Annotated in this window: 24 protein-coding genes; 8 read left to right on the forward strand and 16 right to left on the reverse strand. The window is 68.6% G+C overall.

What is annotated here, in order from left to right:
* Positions 1-28: 28 nt before the first annotated feature.
* Positions 29-616 carry a phosphoribosylglycinamide formyltransferase gene (purN, locus tag CQ040_RS17575; RefSeq protein WP_105527678.1) on the reverse strand — a complete coding sequence of 196 codons (588 nt, stop codon included), beginning with the start codon at positions 614-616 and terminating at the stop codon, positions 29-31.
* Between the two features lie 64 nt (positions 617-680).
* Complete coding sequence (locus tag CQ040_RS17580; RefSeq protein ID WP_105527677.1) at positions 681-2,072, reverse strand: DUF6350 family protein; 1,392 nt, start codon at positions 2,070-2,072, stop codon at positions 681-683.
* Between the two features lie 90 nt (positions 2,073-2,162).
* Between CQ040_RS17580 and CQ040_RS17585 the strand changes: the two genes are divergently transcribed.
* Complete coding sequence (locus CQ040_RS17585; protein WP_105527676.1) at positions 2,163-3,638, forward strand: NCS2 family permease; 1,476 nt, start codon at positions 2,163-2,165, stop codon at positions 3,636-3,638.
* Between the two features lie 58 nt (positions 3,639-3,696).
* On the opposite strand, the gene CQ040_RS17590 is transcribed toward CQ040_RS17585, so the two are convergent.
* Entirely contained in the window at positions 3,697-4,098 is a 402-nt protein-coding gene (locus tag CQ040_RS17590; protein WP_105527675.1) for a VOC family protein, read from the reverse strand.
* 74 nt (positions 4,099-4,172) lie between these two features.
* Between CQ040_RS17590 and CQ040_RS17595 the strand changes: the two genes are divergently transcribed.
* The gene (locus CQ040_RS17595; RefSeq protein WP_105527674.1) at positions 4,173-4,751 is read left to right on the forward strand and encodes a TetR/AcrR family transcriptional regulator; all 579 of its coding nucleotides are present in this window, start codon (positions 4,173-4,175) and stop codon (positions 4,749-4,751) included.
* Between the two features lie 80 nt (positions 4,752-4,831).
* Here the strand turns inward: CQ040_RS17595 and sucD are convergent, their stop codons facing one another.
* From sucD to CQ040_RS17610, 3 genes are all read right to left on the reverse strand, one after another.
* Complete coding sequence (gene sucD / locus CQ040_RS17600) at positions 4,832-5,734, reverse strand: succinate--CoA ligase subunit alpha (RefSeq protein WP_028502363.1); 903 nt, start codon at positions 5,732-5,734, stop codon at positions 4,832-4,834.
* Positions 5,735-5,752: 18 nt separating this feature from the next.
* Complete coding sequence (sucC, locus tag CQ040_RS17605; protein ID WP_105527673.1) at positions 5,753-6,919, reverse strand: ADP-forming succinate--CoA ligase subunit beta; 1,167 nt, start codon at positions 6,917-6,919, stop codon at positions 5,753-5,755.
* A 113-nt stretch (positions 6,920-7,032) separates the two neighbouring features.
* Positions 7,033-7,386, reverse strand: coding sequence for a hypothetical protein (locus tag CQ040_RS17610; RefSeq protein WP_105527672.1), 354 nt, complete (start codon positions 7,384-7,386; stop codon positions 7,033-7,035).
* A gap of 60 nt (positions 7,387-7,446) precedes the next feature.
* On the opposite strand from CQ040_RS17610, the gene CQ040_RS17615 reads away from it, so the two are divergent.
* Together CQ040_RS17615 and CQ040_RS21305 are read left to right on the forward strand one after the other, a co-directional pair.
* Positions 7,447-8,109 (forward strand): TetR/AcrR family transcriptional regulator, encoded by a 663-nt coding sequence (locus tag CQ040_RS17615; RefSeq protein ID WP_105527671.1) that lies wholly within the window; start codon positions 7,447-7,449, stop codon positions 8,107-8,109.
* A gap of 2 nt (positions 8,110-8,111) precedes the next feature.
* Positions 8,112-8,522, forward strand: a complete 411-nt coding sequence (locus CQ040_RS21305; RefSeq protein ID WP_374954140.1) for a leucine zipper domain-containing protein — start codon at positions 8,112-8,114, stop codon at positions 8,520-8,522.
* Positions 8,523-8,833: 311 nt separating this feature from the next.
* Here the strand turns inward: CQ040_RS21305 and CQ040_RS17625 are convergent, their stop codons facing one another.
* Positions 8,834-9,364: a hypothetical protein gene (locus tag CQ040_RS17625; RefSeq protein ID WP_146113915.1), complete on the reverse strand. Its 531-nt coding sequence runs from the start codon at positions 9,362-9,364 to the stop codon at positions 8,834-8,836.
* A 212-nt stretch (positions 9,365-9,576) separates the two neighbouring features.
* Here CQ040_RS17625 and CQ040_RS17630 point away from each other — a divergent pair, with 212 nt between their 5' ends.
* The gene (locus CQ040_RS17630) at positions 9,577-10,812 is read left to right on the forward strand and encodes an acyl-CoA dehydrogenase family protein (protein ID WP_028502359.1); all 1,236 of its coding nucleotides are present in this window, start codon (positions 9,577-9,579) and stop codon (positions 10,810-10,812) included.
* 21 nt (positions 10,813-10,833) lie between these two features.
* Here the strand turns inward: CQ040_RS17630 and CQ040_RS17635 are convergent, their stop codons facing one another.
* Positions 10,834-12,126, reverse strand: a complete 1,293-nt coding sequence (locus tag CQ040_RS17635; protein WP_105527669.1) for an MFS transporter — start codon at positions 12,124-12,126, stop codon at positions 10,834-10,836.
* A gap of 54 nt (positions 12,127-12,180) precedes the next feature.
* On the opposite strand from CQ040_RS17635, the gene CQ040_RS17640 reads away from it, so the two are divergent.
* Positions 12,181-12,981, forward strand: a complete 801-nt coding sequence (locus CQ040_RS17640; protein ID WP_105527668.1) for a helix-turn-helix transcriptional regulator — start codon at positions 12,181-12,183, stop codon at positions 12,979-12,981.
* Here CQ040_RS17640 and CQ040_RS17645 read toward each other — a convergent pair.
* Together CQ040_RS17645 and CQ040_RS17650 are read right to left on the reverse strand one after the other, a co-directional pair.
* Positions 12,966-13,502 (reverse strand): N-acetyltransferase, encoded by a 537-nt coding sequence (locus CQ040_RS17645; protein ID WP_105527667.1) that lies wholly within the window; start codon positions 13,500-13,502, stop codon positions 12,966-12,968. The genes CQ040_RS17640 and CQ040_RS17645 overlap by 16 nt on opposite strands.
* Positions 13,503-13,504: 2 nt before the next feature.
* Positions 13,505-13,993, reverse strand: coding sequence for a hypothetical protein (locus CQ040_RS17650; protein ID WP_105527666.1), 489 nt, complete (start codon positions 13,991-13,993; stop codon positions 13,505-13,507).
* A gap of 72 nt (positions 13,994-14,065) precedes the next feature.
* Here CQ040_RS17650 and CQ040_RS17655 point away from each other — a divergent pair, with 72 nt between their 5' ends.
* Both CQ040_RS17655 and CQ040_RS17660 read left to right on the forward strand, forming a co-directional pair.
* Complete coding sequence (locus CQ040_RS17655) at positions 14,066-15,517, forward strand: NAD(P)/FAD-dependent oxidoreductase (protein WP_105527665.1); 1,452 nt, start codon at positions 14,066-14,068, stop codon at positions 15,515-15,517.
* Between the two features lie 57 nt (positions 15,518-15,574).
* On the forward strand, positions 15,575-16,618 hold the full coding sequence (locus CQ040_RS17660) for an ATP-dependent DNA ligase (RefSeq protein ID WP_105527664.1): 1,044 nt from the start codon (positions 15,575-15,577) through the stop codon (positions 16,616-16,618).
* A 7-nt stretch (positions 16,619-16,625) separates the two neighbouring features.
* Here the strand turns inward: CQ040_RS17660 and ligD are convergent, their stop codons facing one another.
* The 6 genes from ligD to CQ040_RS17690 all read right to left on the reverse strand — a co-directional run bounded on the left by ligD (position 16,626) and on the right by CQ040_RS17690 (position 26,817).
* Positions 16,626-17,699: a non-homologous end-joining DNA ligase gene (gene ligD, locus CQ040_RS17665; protein WP_105527663.1), complete on the reverse strand. Its 1,074-nt coding sequence runs from the start codon at positions 17,697-17,699 to the stop codon at positions 16,626-16,628.
* Positions 17,700-17,773: 74 nt separating this feature from the next.
* Positions 17,774-18,922 carry an SseB family protein gene (locus CQ040_RS17670; RefSeq protein ID WP_105527662.1) on the reverse strand — a complete coding sequence of 383 codons (1,149 nt, stop codon included), beginning with the start codon at positions 18,920-18,922 and terminating at the stop codon, positions 17,774-17,776.
* A 62-nt stretch (positions 18,923-18,984) separates the two neighbouring features.
* Positions 18,985-21,465 carry an ATP-dependent helicase gene (locus CQ040_RS17675; protein WP_105527661.1) on the reverse strand — a complete coding sequence of 827 codons (2,481 nt, stop codon included), beginning with the start codon at positions 21,463-21,465 and terminating at the stop codon, positions 18,985-18,987.
* Positions 21,466-21,558: 93 nt separating this feature from the next.
* Positions 21,559-24,669: a lamin tail domain-containing protein gene (locus CQ040_RS17680; protein ID WP_105527660.1), complete on the reverse strand. Its 3,111-nt coding sequence runs from the start codon at positions 24,667-24,669 to the stop codon at positions 21,559-21,561.
* 172 nt (positions 24,670-24,841) lie between these two features.
* Entirely contained in the window at positions 24,842-25,861 is a 1,020-nt protein-coding gene (locus CQ040_RS17685; RefSeq protein ID WP_105527659.1) for an ABC transporter permease, read from the reverse strand.
* Positions 25,858-26,817 (reverse strand): ABC transporter ATP-binding protein, encoded by a 960-nt coding sequence (locus CQ040_RS17690; protein ID WP_105527658.1) that lies wholly within the window; start codon positions 26,815-26,817, stop codon positions 25,858-25,860. Before CQ040_RS17690 ends, CQ040_RS17685 begins: the two co-directional genes overlap by 4 nt.
* Positions 26,818-26,856: the final 39 nt, after the last annotated feature.

Consider the following 26,856-nt stretch of genomic DNA (forward strand, 5'->3'; position numbering starts at 1 on the left):
TTCGTGCGGGGGCGTCGGGTGGAGGGGGTCAGGAAGAAGAGCGGAGGGAGAGGTCGCCGGTGGCGATGCCGCGGACGACGTCGATGAGCAGTCGGCGTTCGACGGGCTTGATGCGCTCGTGCAGGCTGTGCTCGGTGTCGCCCTCGAGGATCGCGACGCGTTCCTGCGCGAGGATCGGGCCGGTGTCGACGCCGTCGTCGACGACGATCACGCTGGCGCCGGTCTCTGCGGCTCCGGAGACGAGCGCGTCACGAACGCCGTGCGCGCCGGGGAACTCCGGCAGGAACGCCGGGTGCGTGTTGATGAGGCGCGGGGAGTACTGTGCGACGAGCGACGGCGGAAGCAGACGCATGAGGCCGCTGAGGACGACGAGGTCGGGGTTCCAGACGGCAAGCTGGCGGGCGAGCTCTTCGCCCCACGCCTCGCGGCTCTCGTGCTCGTGCCACGGCACCGTGAAGCTGGGGATGCCGAACTCCTCGGCGTGGGCGAGTCCGTCGGCTTCGCGGTCGGCGCCGACGACGATCACCCTGGCGGGAAAATCGGGATGACGAGCGGCCTCGAGGAGGGCGCGAAGGTTCGAGCCGGTGCCCGAGATGAGAACGGCGACCGTGAGCACGCGCCCAGTCTACCGGGGAGCGCAGACCGCTTCCGCCCGGCATCCGCGCGCGTGCGGAGAGCGCTCAGTCGCGTTGGTCCTTCTGGTCGGCCTTCGGTGTCGTGAACCCGCGGACGTCGTCGAGCGGGGCCGTGTCATCGAAGCTCGACGTCTCGAAGAGCGGGGCATCCGACGCCGCGCGGGCAGCCGGGGCAAGACTCGGATCGAACTCCGTCATCTCGGCGATCCAACGGTCGGTGCGCTCCTCGGCCAGCTCATCACGGTGACGCGGGGAGAGCAGCAGGATCGCGGCGCCCACGAGGACTTCCAGACCGAGCGCCAACATGAACGGAAGCACGGCTGGCCCGACTTCCTCCAGGCGGCCGGGACCCATCGATCCGTTCGCGAGCACGGCGGCGAGCCCGGCGACCCCCGCCGTGACCCCGGCGATGCCGACCGCGATCACGGCACGTTGCGGAACACCGAGCGGCGTGCCTTCCCAGACGAGACGGGAACGCACCGCCCACCCCGCGAACGCTCCGGCGGCGACGGGGACGAGCACGACGATCAGCATCCACATAGAGCTGTTCTCGGGGAGCAGACCGAACACGGGGATACCGGGCACGACTCCCAGCTGCGTGCCCGCCGGCGACACGGCCGTTCCGACTCCGACGGCGAAACCGGGGCCGGCGAGCCAGGATGCCGCCCACACGATCAGCGTCGGCAGGTACATGAGCTGCGCCAGGGTCATCACGGTCGCACCGAGAGCGTCGACGCGGGCGGCCTGGAACAGTGCGATGACCTCGCCGCCACGGAACAGGGTCGCCACCGCAAGCGCCAGAGCCGCAGCACCCACCACGGCGACGAGCGTGAAGGCCGTGCCTCGCACGACCGCGGGCAGCACGGGAGCCCAGTCCTCGCGGGCGTCGAGCCGGTCATGCAGGCGGTCGAGGATGCCGCCGTCGCCCTCTTCCCAGGCGACGCGGATCGCACCGCACAGGGCACCGACGAGGTAGACCGCTGCCGGAAGCAGCATCGCGAGCGGCAAGGGAGTCTGCACCGCATCCAGCCGTGCGGTCAGCGCGACCCCCACGGAGATGACGGCGAACACCGCAGCGCCTGACAGCGACCCGAGCAGCCACGTCCCTGCCGCCGCCGCCCGGCCGCCGGAGCGGGCGGCGAACAGCAGCGTGAAGATCAGGAACGCCAACGGGGTGATCGACACGGCGAAGGATGCCGCCTCTGCCGGGATGCCGAGGGCGACGAGGAGTTCCGCCGGGATGGTTATCGCGAGCGGCGCCCCGTGACCGAACTCCCAGAGCGTGCCGGTGAGCGGCCAGAGTGCGCCCCAGTCGGCCGTGACGCCGAAGGCGAGCGTCCACAGCAGTGTCAGCGGCGCGAGCAGCACGACGAGACCGACCGCCGCGGCGATGGCGGCGTCGAAAGCGGCGAGGAGCGCGACGAGGAGGCGTTGCATAGCGTTTCGAGACTACGACGAGATGCCGACGAAGCCCTGGGGGCGCGCGTGGACCCGGCGACACGATAGCGTTTCTCCGGAGGTTTCCCGATGACAACTGCCCCGCCCGCCCCGGCATCCACCGAGCCCAAGAATTCCCTGGACCGCTTCTTCGAGATCAGCAAGCGCGGATCCACGATCGGCACCGAGATCCGAGGGGGCCTGGTGACGTTCGTCACGATGGCCTACATCGTGATCCTCAACCCGATCATCCTCTCCGGCAAGCCCGACGTCGCGGGAGACATGCTCAGCTTCAACGCCGTGGGAGCCGCCACCGCGCTGACCGCCGGTGTGATGACGATCCTGTTCGGTCTGGTCACGCGCCTGCCGTTCGGTTTCGCCGCAGGACTCGGCATCAACGCCTTCGTCGCGTTCTCGGTCGTCGGGCAGGTGACCTGGCCTGAGGCCATGGCGCTCGTGATGATCAACGGTGTCGTGATCGTGCTGCTTGCGGCCACCGGGCTCCGCAAGGCGATCTTCGACGCCGTGCCGTTCCAGCTGAAGATCGCGATCACGGTCGGCATCGGTCTGTTCATCGCCTTCATCGGCTTCGTCAACTCGGGCTTCGTCACCGCGACCGGCGCATCCTCACCGCCGGTCGGACTCGGCGTCAACGGCTCGGTCGCGACCGTTCCGAGCCTGCTCTTCGTCATCACGCTGCTGCTCACCGGCATCCTCGTCGCTCTCAAGATCAAGGGCGGCATGCTGATCGGTCTCGTCGGCGGCACCGTGATCGCGGTGATCGTCGAGGCGATCTGGCACATCGGCGCTCGAGGCTTCGACGACGAGGGCAACGTGGTCAACCCCGGCGGCTGGGGACTCACGGTTCCCGCGCTCAGCGGCTCACCCGTCGGCGTTCCCGACCTCAGCCTGATCGGCGCGGTCGACTTCAGCTTCGACTTCGGCAAGGTCAGCCTCGTCGCCATCGTGATGATCGTCTTCACGCTGCTCTTCACGAACTTCTTCGACGCCATGGGCACCATGACCGGTCTCGCCAAGGAGGCGAACCTCGCCGACGACAACGGAGACTTCCCCCGCATCAAGTCGGCGCTGGTCGTCGAGGGCGTCGGCGCCATCGCCGGTGGTGCCACCTCCTCCTCCTCGAGCACGGTCTTCATCGAGTCGGGCGCCGGCATCGGCGAGGGCGCGCGCACGGGACTGGCGAACGTCGTCACCGGCGTCGTGTTCCTGATCGCGATGTTCCTGACCCCGCTGACGTCGATCGTCCCGACCGAGATCGCGGCAGCCGCGCTGATCATCGTCGGTGCGATGATGATGGCGCAGATCCGCTACATCGACTTCACGGACTTCCGCGTGCTGCTGCCGGTGTTCCTCACGGTGTCGGTCATGCCGCTGACGTACTCGATCGCGAACGGCATCGGTGCGGGCTTCGTGAGCTGGGTGATCATCCATGCGTTCTCCGGTAAGGCCAAGACCATCAGCCCGCTGCTGTGGGTCGTCGGCGCCGGCTTCCTGATCTTCTTCGCCCGCGGGCCGATCGAGGCCCTCTTCGGCGTCGGGATCTGACCTCAGTCCGAGATCGCGAGAGGGGCGGGTGCTGCGGCATCCGCCCCTCTTTCGTGCCTCAGGCGAATGCGGCAGCGAACTCCGGTGACGGCGCGATCGGTTCGATCACGTCGATCAGCACGCCGCCGGGCGCCTCGACGATGAAGTGCCGCTGCCCGAAGGCCTCGTCTCGCAACGTCAACCGCTCGGGAAGACCCCGCTCCCCCACGAGGCGCGCGTGCTCGACCGCAGCGTCGGGCACCTCCGCGTTCAGAAGCAGGCCGCGCACGGGTTCGCGGAAGCCTTCGGGGATCGTCTCGTGCGCGCGGTCGAGGATCGCGAGCTCGCCGCCGTCGAAGCGCAGACTCACGTACCAGTCCGCTTCGAAGGTCGTCTCGAACCCGAGTTCCTCTCGATAGAACCGTGCCGCCGTGGCGACGTCGTCCACCATCAGCACCGGATAGAAGCTCGTGATCTCCATGGTCATTCCTTTACATACAGCGTGTTTGTATCCTTGGGGATAGATTACATACACGACGCACGTAAAGGAAGACCATGCCCCGATCATCCGCCGCCGACGCCGCCGAGACCGCCCGACGCATCCTCGAAGCCGCCACCGCGCACTTCGCCGAGCATGGCTACGCCACGGCCTCCGTCGACGAGATCGCCCGCACGGCCGGCGTGACCCGCGGCGCCGTGTACCACCATTACGTCTCGAAGCCGCAGCTGTTCGCCGCAGTCGCCTCCGCGCAGCAGCAGCACATCGCGGATGCCATCGTCGCCGCCACCACGGACAGCGCTCCGGATGCCGCCCTCGGCGACGGCAGCCACGCCTTCCTCGACGCGATCACCGACGGTACGGCCGCACGCATCCTGCTGATCGACGGCCCCGCCGCGCTCGGCTGGGAGCACTGGCGCCGGCTGGACGCAGAGGGCCCGGAGAACGAACTCAGGGCGGGGCTGCGCGAGGCCGGAATCACCCCCGCGCTCCTCGACCCGCTGACGGCGGCCCTCTCCGGAGCGATGAACGAGCTCGCGCTCTGGCTCGCCGCCCAACAGGACGCCCCCGCAGCACGTCGACACGCACACCGCGTGCTCGACAGCATCCTGGCTTCCGTGACTCCGCGGAGCTGACGCGGAGGCTCTGCACGCGCCGGGCATGAAAGAAGGCCCCAGAGTGGAGTCCGGGGCCTTCAGATCAAGCGTAGCTCAGATCAGAGCGCTTCGACAATCGCACGCATCAGGTCTGCCGTCTCGGACGGCGTCTTGCCGACCTTGACACCGGCGGCCTCGAGGGCCTCCTTCTTCGCCTGGGCGGTACCGGCCGAGCCGGAGACGATCGCACCGGCGTGACCCATGGTCTTGCCCTCGGGAGCCGTGAAGCCCGCGACGTAGCCGACGACCGGCTTGGTGACGTGCGCCTTGATGTAGTCGGCCGCACGCTCTTCGGCGTCGCCACCGATCTCACCGATCATGACGATCGCCTTGGTCTCGGGGTCGGCCTCGAACGCGGCGAGCGCGTCGATGTGCGTGGTGCCGATGACCGGGTCGCCGCCGATGCCGATGGCGGTCGAGAAGCCGAGGTCGCGCAGCTCGAACATCATCTGGTACGTCAGGGTGCCCGACTTCGACACGAGGCCGATCGGGCCCTTGCCGGTGATGTTCGCGGGCGTGATGCCGACGAGCGCCTCACCAGGGGTGATGATGCCGGGGCAGTTCGGTCCGATGATGCGGGTCTTGTTGCCCTTGCTCTGCGTGTAGGCCCAGGCCTCGGCCGAGTCGCCGACCGGCACACCCTCGGTGATCACGACGAGCAGCGGGATCTCGGCATCGATGGCCTCGATCATCGCGTCCTTCGTGAAGGCGCCGGGGACGAAGGCGATCGACACGTCGGCGCCGGTCTCCTTCATGGCCTCGGCGACCGAGGCGAAGACGGGCAGCTCGACGGCGTTGCCGTCCTTGTCGGTGTGCGAGACCGTGGTGCCGGCCTTGCGGGCGTTGACGCCACCGACGACCTGGGTGCCGGCCTTGAGCATCAGCGCGGTGTGCTTGGTGCCCTCGCCGCCGGTGATGCCCTGGACGATGACCTTGGAGTCCTTGTTGAGGTAGATCGACATTCTTCTAGTCCTTCAGTCTCAGGCGTTGGCGAGCTCGGCGGCCTTGTCGGCGCCCTCGTCCATCGTGGCGGCCAGGGTCACGAGCGGGTGCGCGTACTCGGCGAGGATCGCGCGACCCTCGTCGACGCGGTTGCCGTCGAGGCGCACGACGAGCGGCTTGGAGGCCGTGGCGCCCAGCGTCTCGAGCGCGCCCTTGATGCCGTTGGCGACGGCGTCGCACGCCGTGATGCCGCCGAACACGTTGACGAAGACGCTCTTGACCTGCGGGTCGCCGAGGATGACGTCGAGGCCGGCGGCCATGACCTCAGCCGAGGCGCCGCCGCCGATGTCGAGGAAGTTGGCCGGCTTCACGCCGTTGTGGTTCTCGCCCGCGTAGGCGACCACGTCGAGCGTGGACATGACGAGCCCTGCGCCGTTGCCGATGATGCCGACCTCGCCGTCGAGCTTCACGTAGTTGAGACCGGATGCCTTGGCCTTGGCCTCGAGCGGGTCTGCGGCGTCCTTGTCTTCGAGCGCTTCGTGCTCGGGGTGACGGATCTCGGAGGCGTTGTCGTCGAGCGTGACCTTGCCGTCGAGCGCGACGATGTCGCCTTCTTCGGTGCGGACCAGCGGGTTGACCTCGACGAGCGTCGCGTCTTCGCCCTTGTAGACGTCGAAGAGCTTCACGAACACGTCGGAGACCTTCTCGATGAGCTCTTCCGGGAAGTTCGCCGCGCGAGCGATCTCGACGGCCTTGTCCTTGTCGATGCCCGTCAGCGGGTTGACCTCGACGCGCGCGAGCGCCTCGGGACGCTCGACGGCGAGCTCTTCGATCTCCATGCCGCCCTCGACCGAGCAGAGGCTCAGGTAGGAGCGGTTGGCCCGGTCGAGCAGCACGGAGAAGTAGTACTCCTCGGCGATGCGTGCGCCCTGGGCGACCATGACGCGCTTGACGACGTGGCCCTTGATGTCGAGGCCGAGGATGGCCTTCGCTGCTTCGTACGCCTCGTCGGGCGTCTTGGCGACCTTGACGCCGCCCGCCTTTCCACGGCCACCGGTCTTCACCTGAGCTTTGACGACGACCACTCCGCCGATCTTCTCGGCAGCCGCCCTCACCTCTTCAGGGGTGTCCGCGACGATGCCGGCGAGAACCGGCACTCCGTACTTTTCGAAAACGTCTCGTGCCTGGTACTCGTACAGATCCACTGTGGTTCCTTCACTGGGCTGCTGTCTGGTAATTCTCTCGATGTCGAGACATCGACCAGTCCCCCAGCCTACTACCTCGGCCTGGACGCTCCTGCGGCCACGCCCCTCTGCGGTCAGCGCCCTGCGGGCACACCGCGGCGACGCGCCGGGAGAGCGACCAGACGCAACTGCCGGGTGATGAGGAACGGCGTGACCACGAGAGCCGCGCCCACAGCGACGATCACCGGGCGCACGACGAGCACGGGGAGCGAACCCCACAGGGCGATGAGGATCGACCCGACGAGGACCACGACGAGCACGACCTCGCTCACGAGCAGCTGCCGGCGCACCGAGGCATTGTCTTCGGCCAAGGTCGTCTCACGTCCGCGCACCACGATCCGCGAGGTCCATCGTGTGCCGTCCCACCAGCGCCGGGTGCCGCGTCTGCGCGTGTCGAACCACCCGGCCGCAATCCCGTCATCACTCACGCTCCTCAGTATGACGGCCGCGCATCGGCGACTCCGCCCGCCGAGGTCTAGGCTTTCGCCATGCACGAATCCGCAGAACTGCGCACCGGCGTCGTCGCCGCAGCGCTCGAACTCTTCAGCGCCCAGGGGTTCGATCAGACGTCGGTCGAGCAGATCGCCAAGGCCGCCGGCGTCTCCCGCTCGACCTTCTTCCGCCAGTTCGGCGGCAAAGAGGATGTCGTCTTCGCCGATCACGAGGTTCTCCTCGAGCAGCTCAGAGAGTTCCTCGACGAGGGTCACGACGACCCGTGGGGCGCCGTGTGCGCGGCGTCCGAGTCGGTCTTCGCGCACTTCGCCCATGATCCGGAGCTCGCCAGGCGCCGCTACCAGATCGTGCGTCAGGTGCCCGTGCTGCGCGAGCGCGAGATTATCACGGTCTTCCGATACGAGCGGCTGTTCGACGACTACCTGCGAAGCGCGCTCCCCGGTGTCGATCCGCTGGACGCGGTCGGGTTCGCCGCCCTCGTGACAGCGGTGCACAATCACGTGCTACGCCAGCTGCTGCGCGGCCGCAAGAAGGTGCCGCTGGCGACGCTGCAGACCGCGCTGGCCGATGTGCGCCGCCGCTACGGCGTCGCCGGAGACGAGGCAGCCTCCGCCCCCGACGACATGGTGGTCGCGGTGTTCCCGCGCTCCATGCCGATCGCCGAGGTCAGCCGACGACTGCAGTCCCAGCTCGACTAGCCCTGATCGTCGATGACCGGTGGACGGCCATTGTCGCCGCAAAGATGTTCATGGTCTCGCCCGTCACGGCGCGCAAATGGGCTGCCAGGTATCGGGCAGAAGGCATCGCCGGGATGGGCGATCGGTCCAGCCCAATCTACGGTGCGAGTCGGGCGAGCCTTCTCCAGGTTCCCTTCTTCTGCGAACCACGAACCGTACACGTGGCACGAGAACTGCTGGCGCATCGTCGTCTTGGAAGTCAGAGCATGACGGACCGAGGTTCCCCCACTGATCGACTGCTTCGTTCCAGCCTTCGAGGTCCATCAGCGGGGGCGGCGATCGTGTACGTCCACCAGCCGATTATGAGGTCCAGTCGGAGGCGCGGACGTCCCAGCTTCGTTGGACGCCCGACGCAGTCAGCTACTCTCTGGTGACTCGGGTGGTTGCTGTGATGCGTTCGTGTCGCTCCCGTCGAGCGATCTGGTGACAGCGAACGCCCAGAGCACGACGTTGAACCCAGCAAGCACGACAAGAGCGCTCGGAAGCCACAGTTGCAGAGCGCTTTCGGTGATGAAAAATAGAAGAGCGGCGAGCAGAGTGAGTTCAAGAACCAACAGTACCCACATGCAGAGAGACAGTGGTCGGACCTTGCGTAATGGCGAGGATAGAAGTGCGCTTGTTGACAGCGCCAGCAAGCCCGCCAGGATCAAGTTCTCCATCATTCCTCCACTCGCCACTCTAGCTATCAGTTAGGCACGCAGAAGTATCCGTTCCGCAGGACCGTAGGCACGAACGGAAGCACGCCCGTGACCCACGTTTGCCCGAAGTACACACCTCGCCCATTCCAGTTGCACTGGTTGATCAGCGCTGCCCCCATACCAAGCAACGCAGCAGCGAGCGCGATGATGTTCGTGGTGAGAGTTCCGATTGCCGGGATCAGGGCAGTGATTCGACTTGCCAGAACGCCAGCAGCGACGCCGGAGAGCATTAGCTTGGTGATTTGCCCCACAACAGCGTTGCTCGCGTAGATGTTCCAGCCCCACCAGAAGGTCGGGTCAGCCACTACCGGGTACGCCACTCCAGGCTGATTGTGATCCACGAACTGAACTAGTTGATTGTCAACAACTTCGTAGTGAGTAGCGACCGGCTCGCCATTGGCATCCACCGCCCAGGCGGCCCCAATCTGCCCAATGTTCGCCGTGACGGAGAGCTCAGACCCCTCTTCGTCCGTTGCCGTCACCGTCCGGCTCAGGCTCGCCGATCCGTCGTCGTTCAAGACGACGTCAACGTCACTGGGGAGCTCGTACGCATAGGATCCCGGGGCGGTCGAGTGCTCGATGATCGTGCTGATTCGGAGTCCACCACTCCGCCATCGGAGCCCCACCCATCAGCAGACTCAACAACCTGCCTGGACATCACAACTAGGCGTTCGAGGGTCGTGGAACCGAGTGTCGAGGAGTACGATACTCAGGTCCACGAAGGAGCCCCATGAGCACCGAAGCCACCCCGTTCCCCGGCGAGCGCGTCTCGTCGTACGACATCACCGGACGTCAGGACAGCGACTACTACGCCGTCTTCGCCGACATCCCCGCCGCCGACCGTGAGGCGTGGGACCGCGCGAAGTCCTACATCGACGAGGTCGCCCCGCAGATGGCTGACGCCTGGGATCGCGCGGAGTACCCGCTCGAGGCCGCGCGCCGAATGGGCGAGATGGACCTCGTCGTCGACGGCATCCAGCACCCGTCACTCACGAGCCTGTCGCCGCTGGCGGCGGGCCTGGTGAACATGGAGATCTCCCGTGGCGACGGCTCGCTGGGCACCATCCTCGCGGTGCAGGGCGGACTCGCGTTGCGCTCGCTGGCCCTGTTCGGCTCCCCCGCGCAGCAGGAGCGCTGGCTCACTGCTCTCGCCGACGGCTCGGTGCTCGGGTCGTTCGCTCTGACCGAGCCCGACCACGGCTCCGACTCCGTCTCGCTGGAGACCGTGGCTCGCCGCGACGGCGACGAGTGGGTCATCCGCGGGACGAAGAAATGGATCGGCAACGGCGCCTCCGGCGGCATCACGTTCGTCTGGGCCCGCATCGACGACGAGGGCGCCGCCGAGCACGGCGCCGTGCGGTGCTTCCTCGTGGAGCAGGACACCCCCGGGTACACCGGAAGCGTGATCCGCGGCAAGGCCTCGCTGCGAGCGATCCACCAGGCGCACATCGTGCTGGACGACGTGCGAGTGCCTCTCGACGCCGTGCTGCCGGGGACGAAGAGCTTCAAGGACGCCTCGACCGTGCTCTACGCGACCCGCTCCGGTGTCGCATGGTCGGCGCTCGGACACGCGACCGCCTGCTACGAGGCGGCGCTGGCGTATGCGACCCAGCGGGTGCAGTTCGGCAAGCCCCTCGCGAAGTTCCAGATGGTGCAGGAGCGCCTCACTCACATGCTCGAAGACCTCACCGCCATGCAGCTGTACTGCCGGCGGATGGCAGACCTCGAGACAGCGGGTCAGCTGCGTCCGACCCAGGCGTCGCTGGCGAAGTTCCACAACACGCGTGCCGCGCGCCGCATCGCCTCGACCGCCCGCGACCTGCTCGGCGGCAACGGCATCCTGCTCGAGAACGGCGTGATGCAGCACATGGCCGACATCGAGGCCATCCACACCTACGAGGGCACCGAGAGCGTGCAGGCACTGCTGCTCGGGCGCGACATCACCGGGATGAGCGCGTTCGCCTGAGACGCGTGCGCCTGGATCGGATCACCGGCCCAGGGAGCGCACGTGGCGCTCTCGGCTCGCCGCGGCACCGGCAACGGCTTGCACGCCGAGCAGGAGGACGAGGGCCGCGACCGGTAGGACCCATCCCCCGACGGCGGCGTGCAGGATGCCGAGGCCGATCGGGCCGAGGCCTGCCACCAGGTAACCGACCCCCTGCGCCATGGTGGACAGATGCGCGGTGTGCCTCGCATCGGGCGCACGGAGCACGATGTAGGTCAGCGACAGGGCGATGGCGGCGCCCTGGCCGAACCCGAGCAGCGTCATCCACACCCACGGCGCGGCTCCCCCTGGCGCAACGAGAAGGCCGATCAGCCCCGCTGCGCACAGGAGCGCGGAGAGCAGGACGGGGAGCCACGTCGGTCGGATACGGCGCAGCACTGCCGGGACGAGCAGCGCGGCCGCGATTCCCGGAAGGCTCGAGTACGACAACAGCAGTCCGGCATCGGACACCGAGACCCCGGCATCCTGCAGCATCGTCGGAATCCAGGTCAGCGCCGCATAGTAGCTCAGGCTCTGCAGGCCCATGAAGCCCGTGACCGCCCACGCGACAGGATCACGCAGCAGCGTCGACATCCGTGGTTCGTCCCGCAGCTCCACGATCGCATCGACGGGCGCACCGGGTGCGCCCGCCGCACTCGGCGAGTCGGTGACCGCGCGCATCGCCCGGGGCAGCCAGATCAGCAGCGCGAGCACGGCGGGGATCGCCCAGATCGCCAGGGCGCCCCGCCACGACCCGTCGAGCGCAGTCATGAACGGAACCGTGAGGGCCGCAGCCGCAGCGGCGCCGAGGAACAGCGATGTGGAGTACAGCCCCATCATCAGGCCGAGACGGTGCGCGAAGTCCTGCCTGATCACGGCGGGCATGCAGACGTTGGCGACCGCGATACCCGCCCCCACCAGCACCGTGCCGCCGAAGAGCGCCACGGGAGAGGGAATGAGGCGGATGCCGATGCCGACCGCCACGACGAGCATCGTCAGCGCGAGCAGTCGATGCAGTCCGAACCAGCGCGTCAGCGTGGGAGTCAGGAAGGCGAAGGCGCCGAAGGCGAACACGGGGATCGTCGTCAGGAGCCCTGCCGCCGCCGCGGGAATGCCGAGGTCATGTTCCATCGCGGGGAGCACCGGTCCGACCGATGCGACACCCATGCGGAGGTTCAGGGCGATCATCAGCAGGCCGATACCCACGTAGATCCCGGTGAGAACGCCGCCGCGGCGGGCGGACGGTCTGGTCAGCGGGGTCGGGGCGGTGTCGAACGGCTCCTGCATCGTGGTCATGCATCGAGTCCAGCACTCACCCCGCCTGTCAGGAAACACGTACACTGCATCTTGATGTCGAATTCTCGCCAATCTTCACGACTGGTCGACCTGAACCTGGTCGATTTCGGCTCGCTCGCCGCCCTGCCGATGGAGGGCGCCTACCGCTTCGCGCACGCCGAGACATCGCCGCGCCACGCCCACCCGCTCGGACATCTGGTGCACGCGGCCTCAGGAGTGCTCTCGCTGCTCACCGACGAAGGCGCCTGGATCGCGCCGTCGACGCGCATGGCGTGGGTGCCGGCCGGCGCCGAGCATCGTCATCGCGCGCACGGTCGCACGGACATGCGCATCATCCACCTGACCGATGAGCTCGCTGCGCTGCTGCCGGCCACCCCTGCCGTGCTCGTCGCGACCCCGCTCGCGCGAGAGGCCGTGCTGGCGATGACCTCAGACCGCCCGCGCAGCATGAGCGCGCTGGACCACCTGCGCCGCGTCATCGTCGACGAGGCGGTCACAGCGCCGGAGCAGCCCCTGCATCTGCCGGAGCCGCATGATCCACGCCTGCGTCTGGCGGCGCGCATCGTCGAGGACGACCTCGCCGTCCCCGTCGCGCTCGGCGAGCTCGGCATGCGCACCGGCGCGGCCGAGCGCACCCTGAGCCGCCTGTTCCAGCAGGAGACCGGCATGGGATATCGGCAATGGCGTCTCCAGCTGCGCGTGCACCGCGCGCTCGTCCTGCTCGCGGACGGCTCCTCGGTGACCGACACCGCTGCCGCGTGCGGGTGGGCGACGACCAGCCAGTTCATCGAGCAGTTCACACCGCTGGTCGGGATGACCCCCGGCCGGTACCGCCTGTCTCAGCTCCCGGCGTGAGTCGCGCGCACCATGCACACGAGGCGCTCGCGCTCGTCCCACGAAGGCACGCGCTCGAAACCCCGCGATTCATACAGCCGCACAGCGCCGTCGCGCCAGTCCCACACCGACAGCCGAACCTGCGCGGCGCCGAGGTCGGTCGCATCGTGGAGCGCGGCGTCGAGCAACGCCGATCCCACCCCGCGACCGCGTGCCGCAGGCGCCGTCCACAGCCGTTTGATCTCCGCCGCCTCGTCGACCACGGACAGCACCACGACTCCGACGATGCGCGCCCCGAGCTGCGCCAGCCACACGCGATGCTCGACATACGCCGCAGCCGGGTCTTCGACCTCACGGAGGTAGCGTTCGGGGAGCGAAACCACCGAATCGAGCGCGTCTCCCGGCTCTTGCAGACTCTTCTCGAGCTCGGTCTGCTGCAGATAGGCGCGCACGGCCGCACCGACCTCGAGCGCATCGGGTCCGGTGAGGTCGGCGAGTCGGATCAACGGCCGCTCGGCCGCTGATCCGACATCAGCACTCATGATCAGTTGCAGCCGCAGCCGCCGGCCGGAGTCTTCACCATGAAGCACACGTCGCACACTCCGTAGTCACGCTCCTCGACCGGCATCGGCGACTTCGCAGCGCGGGGCGCGGACACCCGCGGAGTCGTCGTGCGCTTCGCAGCGCGCGGCGGGGTGATCGGGAGGAGCTCGGTCGGGTGGCTGACGTAGAAGTACGGTGCCCGCCCTTCGCTCGGCTGCAGACGCAGGGCGACTGCCCCGACGACGACTCGCTCGTCTTCGGTGAAGCCGTTGGTGTAGGTGCGCCCGATATGAAGGGACGCCCCCTCGCCACGGCGGATCGCCTCGATGTAGCGACCGCGGTCGATCAACGAGCTGATGCCGATGCCGTCGACGATGGCTTTGATGAACGCGTGATTCGTCGGATCGATGCGGTGCGCGCGCAGCGCTTCCGAGAGTGAACGGTATGGACGGGAGGTGCCTGCGGGGGTCGGCCCCTGTGCTTCTTTCATTTGTTCCAGGATCGCACGCTCAGAGGGGTGCGTTCGACCGCTTCTGCACCGCGCACATGCCAAACTGACCTCATGGCTCAGGCGACGATCATCGGATCCGGTCCGAACGGGCTCGCTGCAGCGGTGACGCTCGCGCGCGCCGGCTACCAGGTGCGTGTGCTCGAGGGTGCCGACACGATCGGCGGCGGGGTGCGCACGCGCGAATCCACGCTGCCGGGCTTCCTGCACGATGTCTGCTCCGCCGTGCATCCGGCCGCCCTCGCCTCGCCGTTCTTCCAGGCTTTCGGGCTCGATCGACGCCTCGAATGGATCAGGCCCGATGCCTCATACGCCCACCCGCTCGATGACGGACGCGCGGCGATCGCCTGGCGTGACATCGACCGCACGGCGGCGGACCTCGGAGTCGACGGGCACGCGTGGCTCTCGCGGTTCCGCCCGCTGAGCTCCCACATCGACGGAGTCGTCGACTTCACGGGCAGTCAGCTGCTGCGGGTGCCGCGCGACCCGGTGACCGCCGTCCGCTTCGCGATCAGGATGCTCGATCAGGGCACGCCACTGGCCGCCCGCGCATTCCGCACGGAAGAGGCGGCAGCCCTCATCTCCGGAGTCGTGGCCCACGCCAACTCCCCGCAGCCTTCGCTCGCAGGTGCTGCTGCCGGGCTGCTGCTGGCCGCGCTCGGACACGCGGGCGGCTGGCCCTATCCCCGTGGTGGCGCGCAGCGGATCGCCGACGCCATGGTCGCCGACATCACCGAGCATGGCGGAACGGTCGAGGCGGGAACACCCGTCTCCGACCTCGGTGCGCTGGATTGGGGCGACCCGCGGCGCGGCGACCTCCTGATGTTGAACACCTCGCCCCGACTCGCGCTCACACACCCGGATGTGCCGGCGGGATACGCACGGGAGGTCTCCGCCTACCGCTACGGACCGGGAGCTGCGAAGGTCGACTTCGCCCTCGACGGGCCGATCCCCTGGACGAACCCCGAGGTCGCCAAAGCCCCGACCGTGCACCTCGGCGGCACCCGTGCGGAGGTCTGGGCGAGTGAGAACGCGGTCGCTGCCGGGCGGCTGAGCGAGCGCCCCTACGTGCTCGCCGTGCAGCCATCGGTGCTCGACGACTCCCGTGCGCCTGCGGGCAAGGCCGTGCTCTGGGCTTACATCCACGTGCCGCCGGGGTCCGACCTCGATCCGACCGAGCTCATCACCGCGCAGGTCGAGAGGTTCGCCCCCGGGTTCCGCGACCTCATCCTGGCGCACCACGCGGTCCCGGCTTCGTCCCGCGAGGCGATCAACCCCACCGAGATCGGTGGCGACATCTCCGGCGGGGTGTTCGACATGCGCCAGGCGCTGCGGCGGCCCGTCCTCTCCCCCACCCCCTGGCGGACTCCGATGCGCGGGGTGTACCTGGCCTCCGCCTCGACGCCTCCCGGCCCCTCCGTGAACGGCATGGCGGGCTGGCATGCCGCCCGTACCGCGCTGCGCGATGCCGGCGAACGTGCGACGTCGACCGACCTGTTCGGCTGACCTGCTGCGCTGACCGAGGGCCTTCCCTCACGGATCGCCTGCGGCCAGGATAGGACCATGCGCTATGAGATCCCCGCGCCGATGCTCGCCAAAGCGGTGCCGGCGGTCCCCGACCCGGCGAAGACTCCCGGTGGACTCCTGTACGAGCCGAAGTGGGACGGCTTCCGCGGCCTGATCGCCTGGGATGGTGAGACCGTGGAGATCGGATCCCGGGGAGCGAAGCCCTTGACCCGCTACTTCCCCGAGCTGGTCGACGCGATTCCCGATCTGCTGCCCGGCCCTTGCCTGCTCGACGGCGAGATCGTCGTCGCCACCGGCCCTGACGGATCGCAGCGCCTGGACTGGGAAGCGCTGAGCCAGCGCATCCACCCGGCTGCCTCGCGTGTCGCCAGGCTGGCGGTGGAGACACCGGCGATGTTCATCGCTTTCGACCTGCTCGCCTCCGGGGAAGACGACCTGCTCACCCAGTCCTTCGAGACGAGGCGGGCGCGGCTCGAGACGCTCATGGAGGCGGTCGAACACCCGCTGCACATCACCCGCACGACCCGCGATCGCGATGCGGCCGTCCGCTGGCTCGCAGAATTCGAAGGTGCAGGACTCGACGGCGTCGTCGCCAAGCCGCTCGATCAGCCCTACGCACCGGGCAAGCGCACCCTGTACAAGATCAAGCACGCCCGCACGGCCGATGTGGTCGCGCTGGGCTACCGCATCCACAAGTCCGGCTCGGGTGTGGGCTCACTGCTGGTCGGCCTCTACGGCGACGATGGGGTGCTGCGCCAGGTCGGCGGCGTGGCCGCGTGGAGCGACGTGCGCCGGCAGGAGCTCGTCGAGGAGCTCGCACCCCTGGTGGAACGCGATGAATCCGGCGACGCCGTGAAGGCGGAGGGCGAGCGGTCACGGTTCAGCGGTTCGAAGGATGTCTCGTTCGTTCGGCTTCGTCCAGAGCGGGTTCTCGAGGTGCGCTACGACCAGCTCGAAGGCGCCCGCTTCCGGCACACCGTGCAGTTCGAACGCTGGCGCCCGGATCGCGACGCCCGCTCGTGCACCTACGACCAGCTGGAGACCGTCGTGGGCTACGACCTCGCCGACGTGCTCGCCTGAGCCGGGGTCAGCCGTTCTCGGCGGGAGCGCCGTCTTCGTCCCAGTTCGCGGCGACCTTCTTGCTGGGCTGCACCCGCGGCGGCTCGCCCGGCATCTTGGGGAACTCCGGAGGGAAGGGCAACTCCCCCAGCCCGCTCTCCTTGTCGCGCTCCCACCACTGCAGCAGGGTGTCGATGCGCCCAGGCGAATCCTGCATCGAAGCCCAGGGATCACCGATCTCCTCCAGGCGCTTCGGAATGCTGCGCACCGTGAACGTTCGCGGATCGAGTCCATCGAGCTCTTCCCACGTCACCGGAGTCGAGACCGTCGCCCCCGGCAGGGCACGGGGACTGTAAGCACCGGCCATCGTGCGGTCGCGGTTGGCCTGGTTGAAGTCGACGAAGATGCGCTCGCCACGCTCCTCCTTCCACCAGTTCGTCGTGACCTGCTCCGGCATCCGACGCTCGAGCTCGCGTCCCGCAGCGATCACGGCGTGCCGCACGTCGAGGAACTCGTGGGTCGGCTCGATCGGCGCGAACACGTGCAGGCCGCGGTTGCCGCTGGTCTTGGCGAACGCCTCCAGGCCCGCATCCCGCAGCACCTCGCGCAGCGTGTGCGCTGCGGTCACGGCATCCGCGAAGTCCGTGCCCGGTTGCGGGTCGAGGTCGATGCGCAGTTCGACGGGGTCGTCGGCGTCGGTGGCGAGCGACGCCCACGGGTGGAACACGATCGTGTTCATCTGCACCGCCCAGACGATCGCACTCGCGCGGTTGAGGACGATCTGCGGATGCTGCCGCCCGCTGTTGTACGTGACCGTGACGGCGTCGACGAAGTCGGGGGTTCCCTTGGGCGGGTTCTTGGAGAAGAAGCCCTCGGCTCGCGTGCCGCCGGAGGGGCCGATGCCGTCGCGGAAGCGCTCGAGCGACACCGGACGGTTGCCGTTGGCCGCGAGGAAAGGCGTCGACACGATCTGGACGTAGTCGGCGAGCTCGGCCTTCGTGATCCCGAGATCAGGCCACACCACCCGGTTCGGGCTGGAGAGTGCGACCTCGCGCTCTCCATCGGAGTCGGCGACGGTCAGGGTCACGCGTTCGGAGGCCATGTTCCGACCCTAGAGCGCGGCCCCGACAGAGGGAACCCCGCGCGCGAGCTCTCGCGTGCGGGGTTCGGGTGAGGTCAGTCGCCGAGGTCGACTGCGAGCACGAGGACGGGCGTGAGCGCGTCGCGCTCGACCACTATCGACGGTCCGGCGGAATCGACGATCACGCCGGCCATCTCGGAGTGGCTCGTGAGGACCTTCGCCAGCTGCTCCGGCTCGAACGGAAGCGGACGGTCACCCCGGCCGAGCGCGATGACCTCGAGCGGGTGCGAGAAGAGCTGCAGGAACCGGCGTCCGTCGGTGGTCTGTGCCTCGGCGATGCCGACCGGTCCACCACCCGACCCGTCGTTGACGGCCACCCACATGCGCTTCGACGCGAGCGCTTCGCCCACCTTGACGGTCGAGTCCTGCTCGCGGGGAGCAGCGAGGATGCTCTTCACCGTCATGTCGACATCGGCCTGCTCGAGCGTCTTCTGCAGCAGCTCGGTCGGGAAGACCACACGGTGCGGTGCCGAGGCGTTGTCGACGATGAGGCCGGCGAATTCACCCGACACCACCTGCTGCAGCACCGAGGTGACAGGCTGCGCGACCGCCGAAGTCGCTGCGGGGTCGGCCTCGAGCTGCACCGAATCGCGCACCGCACGAGCGGAGCTGAACGCGAGCATGAACTGACGATCTTCCGCGTCGCGGACCACGGCGACCGAGAGCGGCTTGCCCTCGCTGATCTGCGCACGGGCGTCACCGTTCACGCGGATGTAGAGGTGCCCCTGGAGCGCCTGGCGCATCACACCGAGCAGCTGGTCGTTGGTCGCACCCGCCTCGATCTCGGTGAGCGCTTCGCGCAGCAGGACGTTGTCCTTCATCCCGGCGACGGTCTCTGTCTGCTCCGGCGGGAGCGACGGGGCGAGCGGCAGGCGTCGCTCCTCGGAAGCCTCGGGCTGAGGGGTCGGGCTCGGCTGCGGCGGTCGCGGGGCGGCGGGTGCCGACGCCTGGGGAGTCGCATCAGAGGTCGGCAACGCCACCTCCGGGCCGGCTTCGGCACCGACTCCGCGGAATGCCTGGACCGAGATCGCGATGGCGGGCGCTTCGACCGAGGCCTCGGCGACGGACGCGCCTTGGTCTGCGGCGGCAGTCTCGTCAGGCTGAGCACTGTCGGTCTCGACAGCATCGACGGTGGGGGCGACGGCATCGTCACCGGACTTCTTGCGGCGGGAGAAGAGGGCCATATGAGCCAGCCTAACCGGCAATCCCGCCTGTGTTTCGCCGTGGAGGGATGCTCCCGCCGGAGCTAGATCTTCTCGATCGGCGCGACCTTGATGAGGAGCTTCTTCTGCCCTGAGGAGTCGAACCTCACGTGGGCGATGCGCTTCGCACCCTCACCGGTCACGGCATCCACTCGTCCTTCACCGAAGTCGACGTGACGGATGCGGTCTCCCGCTGCGAGTTCGAGGTCGCCGTTGTCACGCATCTTGGCCGTGACCCGGTTGGGGAACTTGTCCATCGCCGTCGACAGCGGCTTCAACGAGTCGCGCCCCGGCAGCGACTTCACCGCGAAACGGTCGCCGGAACCCGAGCCCGAGCCGCCGAATCCGCCCTGACGGCGGGCGTTCAGCGCACGCGACTGCATGCCGCCGCGCGAGTTCACATCTCCCGGCGACTGCCGCCAGTCGATCAGCCCCGCCGGGATCTCCTGGAGGAAACGGCTGGGCATCGCGACGGTGACCTCGCCGAACTGGGCTCTCGTCATCGCGAGAGACAGGTGCAGGCGTTTGCGCGCACGCGTGATGCCGACGTAGAAGAGGCGCCGCTCCTCCTGCGGCCCGCCCGGCTCTCCGGCCGAGATGCGGTGCGGGATGAGGTCTTCCTCGACACCCGTGACGAACACGGCGTCGTACTCGAGGCCCTTCGCAGTGTGCATGGTCATGAGCGAGACCGAGCCGGATTCGTCGTCGAGGTCATCGGCGTCTGACACCAGGGCGACCTCGGTGAGGAAGTCGACGATCGTCCCCTCCGGGTTGTTGCGTGCGAAGTCGCGGGCGACGGCGACGAACTCGTCGAGGTTCTCGACGCGCGCCTCGTCCTGCGGGTCACGGCTCGCGCGCAGCGCGTCGAGGTAGCCGCTCTTCGACAGCAGCAGGCTCAGGCCGTCGGCCACCGCCGTGGGCGGAGGCAGCTCGCCACTGGCCGGAGTCAGGATCGCGGTGGCGTCGGCGAGCACGGCGTCGAGCTGCGCGATCGCCGCCTGGATCTTCGGACCGACACCGAGCTGTCCGGGCATCGACAGCGCATCGCGGAAGCTGATGCCGTGCTCTTCGGCGAACCGGGCGATCGCCGTCTCGGTGACGTCGCCGATGCCGCGTCTCGGCTTGTTCAGGATGCGGCGCACCGACATCTCGTCGGCCGGATTCGCGACGGCGACGAGATAGGCCAGGGCGTCTTTGATCTCGGCGCGGTCGTAGAACTTCGTGCCGCCCATGATCTTGTAGGGCACCGCCGAGCGGATGAAGATCTCTTCCAGCGCGCGGGACTGCGAGTTGGTGCGGTAGAACACCGCCATCTCGGAGTAGGGCATACCGGCGCGGTGCAGCGCCTCGACCTCGTCGGCGACGAACTGCGCCTCGTCGTGCTGCGAGTACCCGGTGAAGCCGATGATCGGATCGCCGTCGCCCTTGTCGCTCCAGAGCTTCTTGTCTTTGCGGTCGAAGTTGTTGCCGATCACCGCGTTCGCCGCAGACAGGATGTTCTGGGTCGAACGGTAGTTCTGCTCGAGGAGCACCACGCGGGCGCCGGGGAAGTCGCGTTCGAACTCGCTGATGTTGCGGATGTCGGCGCCGCGGAAGGCGTAGATCGACTGGTCGGAGTCACCGACCACGGTGAGCGAAGCACCGGCCTCTCCGGCATCTGCCGTGGGGGCGGGGTCGGGCTCGAAGATCATCATGCCGTTCGAGGCATACGGGTCGGGGGCGGCACCCGCGGAGCCCGACACGGGACGCGTCAGCTCATGGATCAACGAGTACTGCGCGTGGTTGGTGTCCTGATACTCGTCGACCAGGATGTGCCGGAACCGGCGACGGTAGGTGTCGGCGACCTGCGGGAACGCCCTGAACAGGTAGACGGTCTGCCCGATGAGGTCGTCGAAGTCGAAGGCGTTGGCCTTCTGCAGCTGGCGCTGGTAGTCGGCGAAGACCTCGACGAAGACCCGTTCGGTCGGGTCACTCATGTTGGCCTGACGCGCATACGACTCGGCGTCGGAGAGCTCGTTCTTCAGCTTGGAGATGCGCGACTGGACGGACGCCGGCGTGAGCCCGTATGCGTCGGCCTCATGCTCTTTGACCAGGCGCTTGAGGAGGGCACGCGAGTCGCCGGAGTCGTAGATCGTGAACGACTTCGTGTAGCCGAACTGCTGGGCCTCTCGGCGCAGGATGCGAACGCAGGCGGAGTGGAACGTCGAGATCCACATTCCGCGGGCGGCGTCGCCGATCAGCCCCTCGACGCGCTCGCGCATCTCACCGGCCGCCTTGTTCGTGAAGGTGATCGCGAGGATCTGGCTCGGCCAGGCCTCACGAGCGCGCAGCAGCGAAGCGATCCGGCGGGTGAGCACGCTGGTCTTGCCCGACCCGGCACCCGCGACGATGAGCAAAGCGGGGCCGCGATAGGTCACGGCCTCGAGCTGCTGCGGGTTCAGGCCGGCGAGGAGATCGTCTTGCCCGGGGGCTCCAGACGAGCGGGGACCGGCGGTGGACGGGACGATGAGAGGAGCTTCGGTCATGGCCTTATGAGTCTAGGCCGCGGCACCGACATCACGGCACGGATGCGGGTGCCACGGAGGGGTGCACGGGTCGACCCGCGCACCCCTCCGACGTCAGGCCGCGTGCCTGCGGCGTCGAACGGCGACGGCACCACCGACCAGGAGCATCAGCGCCAGCGCGACCGCGGCCACCGGGAGCTCGGAACCGGTCGTGGCGAGCCCGCCCGCGGCCGCGCCACCGCCCGCGGAGATGCGGATGTCGGCCCAACCCAGAAGCGCGCCGTTCGCGTCGAAAACCGCGATCCGGTGCGCACCGAGCGGCGCATCCGTCGGTATGGTCACCGTGATCGCGCCGGCAGCAGTCAGGGCGCCCGTCGCGATCCGCGCGGGGTCGGAGTACATCCACACCGCCACGTCCTTCCCTGCACTGTCCGCACCGACCGTGACCGTGACCTTCTGTCCGCGGGTGGCCACCGACGGGTTTACCGTCAGGCCGTTGCGGTTGTCGTCGATGAGACCGGTGCCAGGCAGCGGCGGGTTCTCGCCGCCGGGGTTCTCGCCACCGGGGTTCTCACCGGCGGCCCCTGGAAGCGTTCCGGTACGCAGTGCCTCTGAAGCGAATCCATCGGCGAACCACCACACCGGACGCTGACCGTCGACAGAAAGCGAGGCCGGCGCGGTCGCGAAGCCCTCGTTGTTGATGTCGGGCATACCGGCGGGGCGGGCGTAGTGCGCGATGCCCGGCTGCGCGGTGCCGTTCAGGGTGAGCTCCGCCGAGCGGCCCTGGCAGCCGTCGTCGCACACGGCCCACAGGGTACCTCGCACACTGTCGTAGTCGAGCGCCATGACACCGGTGAGGCCGGGAGCGATCTCCGACACGAGCGTCGCCGAGCCGTCCGAACCGAGTGCGAACGCGTAGACGTGCCCGTTGTCCTCGACCGCGACGAAGAACAGCCCGTTGCCGTGACCGGTGTAGTCCTTCGGGTCGTATGCCGCGCCCTTCTTGTCATCGAAGAGCTTTCCGGCGAGCGCCGAGTCGGGCACCCACTGCACGGCCTCCATGCCGAGGTTCGCGCCTACCGCAGGAAGCAGCGCCGTCAGATCCCACTCCTGCTGGGCCACCAGGTCGCCGTTCGAGGCATCCGGGTCGACCTTGAGCACCACGTTCTGGTTCACACCCTTGGCGCTGTTGTCGCGTTCTGAGGCCACGTAGACGAAGCCGTCTGCGTCGACCGTGATGCCCTCGGTGTCGGGGCCTGTAGCACCCGGGTTCGCGGCATCCTTCTGGAAGCGCACACGCTTGCCCGCATCCCAGCCGTCGACCTTCTCGACTGAGCCGTCGGCATGCGCCTCGAGCTTCCAGATGCGGCCCTCGCCGTTGTCGACGGCCCAGAGGAACGCGCCGTCGGCGGTCTCCTGCACGTCGAGTCCAGAACTGTCCTCGAGGAACGTCGGGATGCTGTCGACCACGCGCACGTCGGCGGAACCCGGCCAGGTCGCCACCGCGACCTCGCCGGCGCAGACGTTCGCCGCGCCCTTCGTGGACTCCGCCGTGACGGCGAAGGCTCCGACGGTGTCGGCGCAGCGGCCCCAGGTCGTCGCGGCGTGGCCATCGCCCCAGGCGGTCTCGTCGACGAGCAGGTCGCCGTCGAACACCCGCACCGCATCGCCGGCACCGAGACCGAACCCGAGCTGATCGCGCTCGATGACGAGGTACTCCCCCGCGCCGATGGACGTGCCGGCGGGGATCGCATAGGCGTGGGTGTCATCGTCGTCCTTCACGACGATGCCGGACACATCGAGCGTCGTGCTCGTCGGGTTCACGAGCTCCACCCAGTCGTCGGGCGAGCCGCCGTCGGATTCGACCTCGTTGATGCGCACCGGGTTGCCGCACGCGTTGCGCAGCCCCTTGGTCGAGACCGCGATGTCGACGAAGTCACCCGAACCGTCGGCGCAGCGGGCCAGAACACCGGCGGCGTGCGCGGTGTACACGTGCTCGTCGACGGTGTTTCCGTTCGCGTCGCGGATCGTCACCGTGTCGCCGTTGCCGAGACCGAAGATGAAGTTCGCCGGCTGGTCGAAGACGAAGTAGCCGCCCGGCTGCAGGATCGCACCGGCCGGCAGTGGCGTGGTCTCGGCCGCGTGACCGGCCGGGTCGTTGTCCATCACGGTCCAGCCGGAGAGATCGACCGCCGTGCTGCCGGTGTTCACGACCTCGACCCAGTCGGTGGTGTCGCCGTTCGACTCGATCTCGTTGATCACGACGTCGGGCATGACGCACGAGTTCGTAGCGCCGGGGGTCGGGTGCGCGAGCACGAAGGAGCCGACGCCGTCCGGGCAGCGCGCCAGGGTTGCCGCGGCGAAGTCGCCGCCGATCGCGGCGTGCCCCTGCCACGGGAGGGTGTCGTCGATCAGCGTGCTCGTGGTGTCGTAGAGGCGGATGCGGTCGGCGCTGCCGATGCCGATCGGGTCGCGGAACGCGGTCTCCACGCCGCCGACGAGCCCGATCGTGCCTTCTTCGACGACCAGGAACCCGCCCGCAGCGATCTGCGTCCCCGCGAGGAACTGCCAGCGGTGGTCGTCTGAGTTGTCGCGGATCTCGTAGCCCGAGATGTCGAGCGCCTCGGTGCCCGGGTTGTGGAACTCCACCCAGTCGGCCGGCTGCGAGTCGACCTCGTTGATGACGATGGACCCGGCTACGGGAGCGACCGAGCAGTCGTTCGGCGCGCCGGGCGTCGCCGCGGTCGCAGGCGCCCAGGCACCCGTGCCGTCAGGGCAGCGCGCCCACACCGAGAGCGGTGCGGTGTTCTCGTAGGCGTAGGAGTCGACCTCGGTGCTGCTCGGGTCGAAGAGCACGACCTCGTCGCCCTTGCCGAGCCCGAAGGTGAAGTCGACATCCTTCACGAGCACCAGGAACTCTCCCGGTGCGAGCACGGTTGCATCCGGCGCCTTGCCGAAGGTGTCGCGCTTCTCGTCGGCGATGGTCCAGCCCGCGAGGTCGACCGCTTCACTTCCGGCGTTGTAGATCTCGACCTGGTCGGCGAGACCGGTCGCCGCGTCGTCATAGACGATCTCGTTCAGCACGAGGTTCGGTGCGGCCGAGATCGCCTCAGCGGGGCGGATGCCGGGATCGGCGCCGATCGCGGCGGCGGGCGAGGCGAGCAGGGCGGCGGCGCTCAAGGCGCACACCGCCGCGACCGCCGCTGCAGATTGCAGACGGGGCATGGAGGACTCCTGGGTGGCTCGGTCGGAAGACCCCGCCGGACGCGAGGCCGGTCCGGAGGGGACTCAGTCGGGTACCAGCCCAGACCACCGAGCCCGCGTGGCCGCGAGGAAGCCCCCCGGTGCACGCAAGGTGAACGGGAGGTGGCGGTTGCGCGCAGTCCGGGGAACGACCTCAGGCGATGCGGGTGCCCGGGGGGAGGCGCCGGGCGGGCGTCCGCGTGCGCGCCCATGCTCCGGCGAACAGCGAGCCGGCGATGACGACCTGCACGCCGAGACCCACGAACCAGCTCGGCATCGACGATGCGATCACTTCTTCGGCCGTAGGGGTGTCACCCTCCGGATCACAAGCGTCCCAGCGCTGTTCGAGCGGTGACTGCTGCGCGCTGCGCAACCCGTACTTGATCTGGCCGAACATGTCGACGGGATACCCCTGAGGGGAGAACTCGGTCGGCGTCGCATCCGCCAGCACGACGAACGGGTTCGCCGCGAGCGTCCACCAGACCAGGTCGAACCGGGGTACCTCCTGAGTGGTGTTGACCTCCCACCGGTCGCACTCGGGGTTGCCGTTCGCGTCGTAGGGACGCGAGTACACGGTCGCCTCGCTGCGCACCGCCATGCCGCCGAGGCCGAATGCGATGAGCGTCCCGAACACGAGTGCGGCGACCACGAGGTACGTGGTCGCGACGGAGAACAGCGGACGGGCGATGAGTCCGCTCAGACCCACGCCGATCGCGGCCACGATGATGATCTCCGCCGCGAGCACGAGCAGCGAGACGAGCAGCACAGCCAGGTCCGCTCCCCCGCCCAGCAGTGACAGCGCGAGGAACGGCACGGCGACCGCCAGGAAGGTGCCACCGGTCGCGACGGCGGCCACCAGCTTGCCGAGCATGATGTCACCGGTCGATGCGGCGGTCACCTGGACCGCGGCAAGAGTGGCGGCGTCCCGGTCGCCGTTGATCGCGTTGCCGCTCAGCGTCGGCGAGACCAGCACGACCAGCAGCAGCACGATGTTGACGACGATCGAGTACACACCGGCGCCGACGGCGTCACCCCAGGAGTACACGGCGAACGAGAGCCCTGTGACGCCCAGCAGCACGAGCGCGAAGACTCCCAGCAGCACGTACCAGCCCACGCTGCGCAGCCGCTGGGTCAGCTCGAGTCGGGCGATGATCCCGATGTTCGCGAGGCTCATGCTCCCGCCTCCGTTCCGGTGGGTGCCGCGGGCGGCGTCGCATGCTGCAGGTTCAGGAAAGTGTGCTCAAGATGGCTCTGGGCGGGGGCGAACTCCACGACCGGGAGTCCCGCCTCGACGAGATGACGCAGCGACTGGGCCGCCGTGTCCTCACCGGTGAACCCGACCAGCACCGCGCCGCGGTCTTCGGCGAGCGATTCGGGCGCGAGCCCGAGGTTCGAGGCCACCTGCCAGGTGTCGGCCTTCATCCGTTCGGGGGTCGCACCGGCGAGACGGATCCGCCAGGCGCGCACCATGGCCTGCGCCGGAGCCGCGTCGACGACCGAACCCGCAACGAGGAACACCGCGTCGTCGACGACCTCCTCCAGCTCCGAGAGGATGTGGCTGGAGATCAGCACGGTGCGACCCTCGGCGGCGAAACGACGCAGCAGCACCCGCAGCTGCACGCGAGCCTCCGGATCGAGGCCGGATGCCGGCTCGTCGAGGAGCAGCACCTGCGGGTCGTGCACGAGAGCGCGGGCGAGTCCGAGCTTCTGCTTCTGCCCGCGGGACAGCACCTTGGCCGGAGAGTCGGCGAGGTCGGCGAGACCGACGAGCGCGAGCACCTGCGCGGCGCGGGCTGCGGCCTCGGGCTTGTCGATGCCATACAGGCGGGCGGTCGTGACGATGGTCTCGCGGGCAGTGAGCGACGGCCAGGCGCCGAGGGCGTCAGGCATCCATCCGAGCAGACGACGGGCGGCAAGCGGATCGACAGACGGATCCACACCACCGATGCTGATCGTCCCGGTGTCGGGGGCGAGGAGCGAGGCGAGCATCAGGAGCAGGGTGGTCTTGCCCGCCCCATTCGGCCCCACAAGTCCTGTCACGCGGCCGGGCTCTGCCCGAAGAGTCGCCGCCCTCACCGCCTGCACTGTCCCGAACGCTCTACTGACGTCTTGCACCACGATTCCGGTCATGCGGTCAGTCTGGCATCGAGGAGCCGCCGCATCCGGGAG

The organism is Microbacterium sp. MYb54 (assembly GCF_002979515.1).
Lineage (GTDB): Bacteria > Actinomycetota > Actinomycetes > Actinomycetales > Microbacteriaceae > Microbacterium.

Bases quoted from the DNA above. Each gene is read 5' to 3' on its own strand.
- CQ040_RS17580 (WP_105527677.1), bottom strand. From the start codon at position 2,072: ATGCAACGCCTCCTCGTCGCGCTCCTCGCCGCTTTCGACGCCGCCATC.
- CQ040_RS17585 (WP_105527676.1), top strand. From the start codon at position 2,163: ATGACAACTGCCCCGCCCGCCCCGGCATCCACCGAGCCCAAGAATTCC.
- CQ040_RS17590 (WP_105527675.1), bottom strand. From the start codon at position 4,098: ATGGAGATCACGAGCTTCTATCCGGTGCTGATGGTGGACGACGTCGCC.
- CQ040_RS17595 (WP_105527674.1), top strand. From the start codon at position 4,173: ATGCCCCGATCATCCGCCGCCGACGCCGCCGAGACCGCCCGACGCATC.
- sucD (WP_028502363.1), bottom strand. From the start codon at position 5,734: ATGTCGATCTACCTCAACAAGGACTCCAAGGTCATCGTCCAGGGCATC.
- CQ040_RS17615 (WP_105527671.1), top strand. From the start codon at position 7,447: ATGCACGAATCCGCAGAACTGCGCACCGGCGTCGTCGCCGCAGCGCTC.
- CQ040_RS17630 (WP_028502359.1), top strand. From the start codon at position 9,577: ATGAGCACCGAAGCCACCCCGTTCCCCGGCGAGCGCGTCTCGTCGTAC.
- CQ040_RS17635 (WP_105527669.1), bottom strand. From the start codon at position 12,126: ATGACCACGATGCAGGAGCCGTTCGACACCGCCCCGACCCCGCTGACC.
- CQ040_RS17640 (WP_105527668.1), top strand. From the start codon at position 12,181: ATGTCGAATTCTCGCCAATCTTCACGACTGGTCGACCTGAACCTGGTC.
- CQ040_RS17645 (WP_105527667.1), bottom strand. From the start codon at position 13,502: ATGAGTGCTGATGTCGGATCAGCGGCCGAGCGGCCGTTGATCCGACTC.
- CQ040_RS17650 (WP_105527666.1), bottom strand. From the start codon at position 13,993: ATGAAAGAAGCACAGGGGCCGACCCCCGCAGGCACCTCCCGTCCATAC.
- CQ040_RS17655 (WP_105527665.1), top strand. From the start codon at position 14,066: ATGGCTCAGGCGACGATCATCGGATCCGGTCCGAACGGGCTCGCTGCA.
- CQ040_RS17660 (WP_105527664.1), top strand. From the start codon at position 15,575: ATGCGCTATGAGATCCCCGCGCCGATGCTCGCCAAAGCGGTGCCGGCG.
- ligD (WP_105527663.1), bottom strand. From the start codon at position 17,699: ATGGCCTCCGAACGCGTGACCCTGACCGTCGCCGACTCCGATGGAGAG.
- CQ040_RS17670 (WP_105527662.1), bottom strand. From the start codon at position 18,922: ATGGCCCTCTTCTCCCGCCGCAAGAAGTCCGGTGACGATGCCGTCGCC.
- CQ040_RS17675 (WP_105527661.1), bottom strand. From the start codon at position 21,465: ATGACCGAAGCTCCTCTCATCGTCCCGTCCACCGCCGGTCCCCGCTCG.
- CQ040_RS17680 (WP_105527660.1), bottom strand. From the start codon at position 24,669: ATGCCCCGTCTGCAATCTGCAGCGGCGGTCGCGGCGGTGTGCGCCTTG.
- CQ040_RS17685 (WP_105527659.1), bottom strand. From the start codon at position 25,861: ATGAGCCTCGCGAACATCGGGATCATCGCCCGACTCGAGCTGACCCAG.
- CQ040_RS17690 (WP_105527658.1), bottom strand. From the start codon at position 26,817: ATGACCGGAATCGTGGTGCAAGACGTCAGTAGAGCGTTCGGGACAGTG.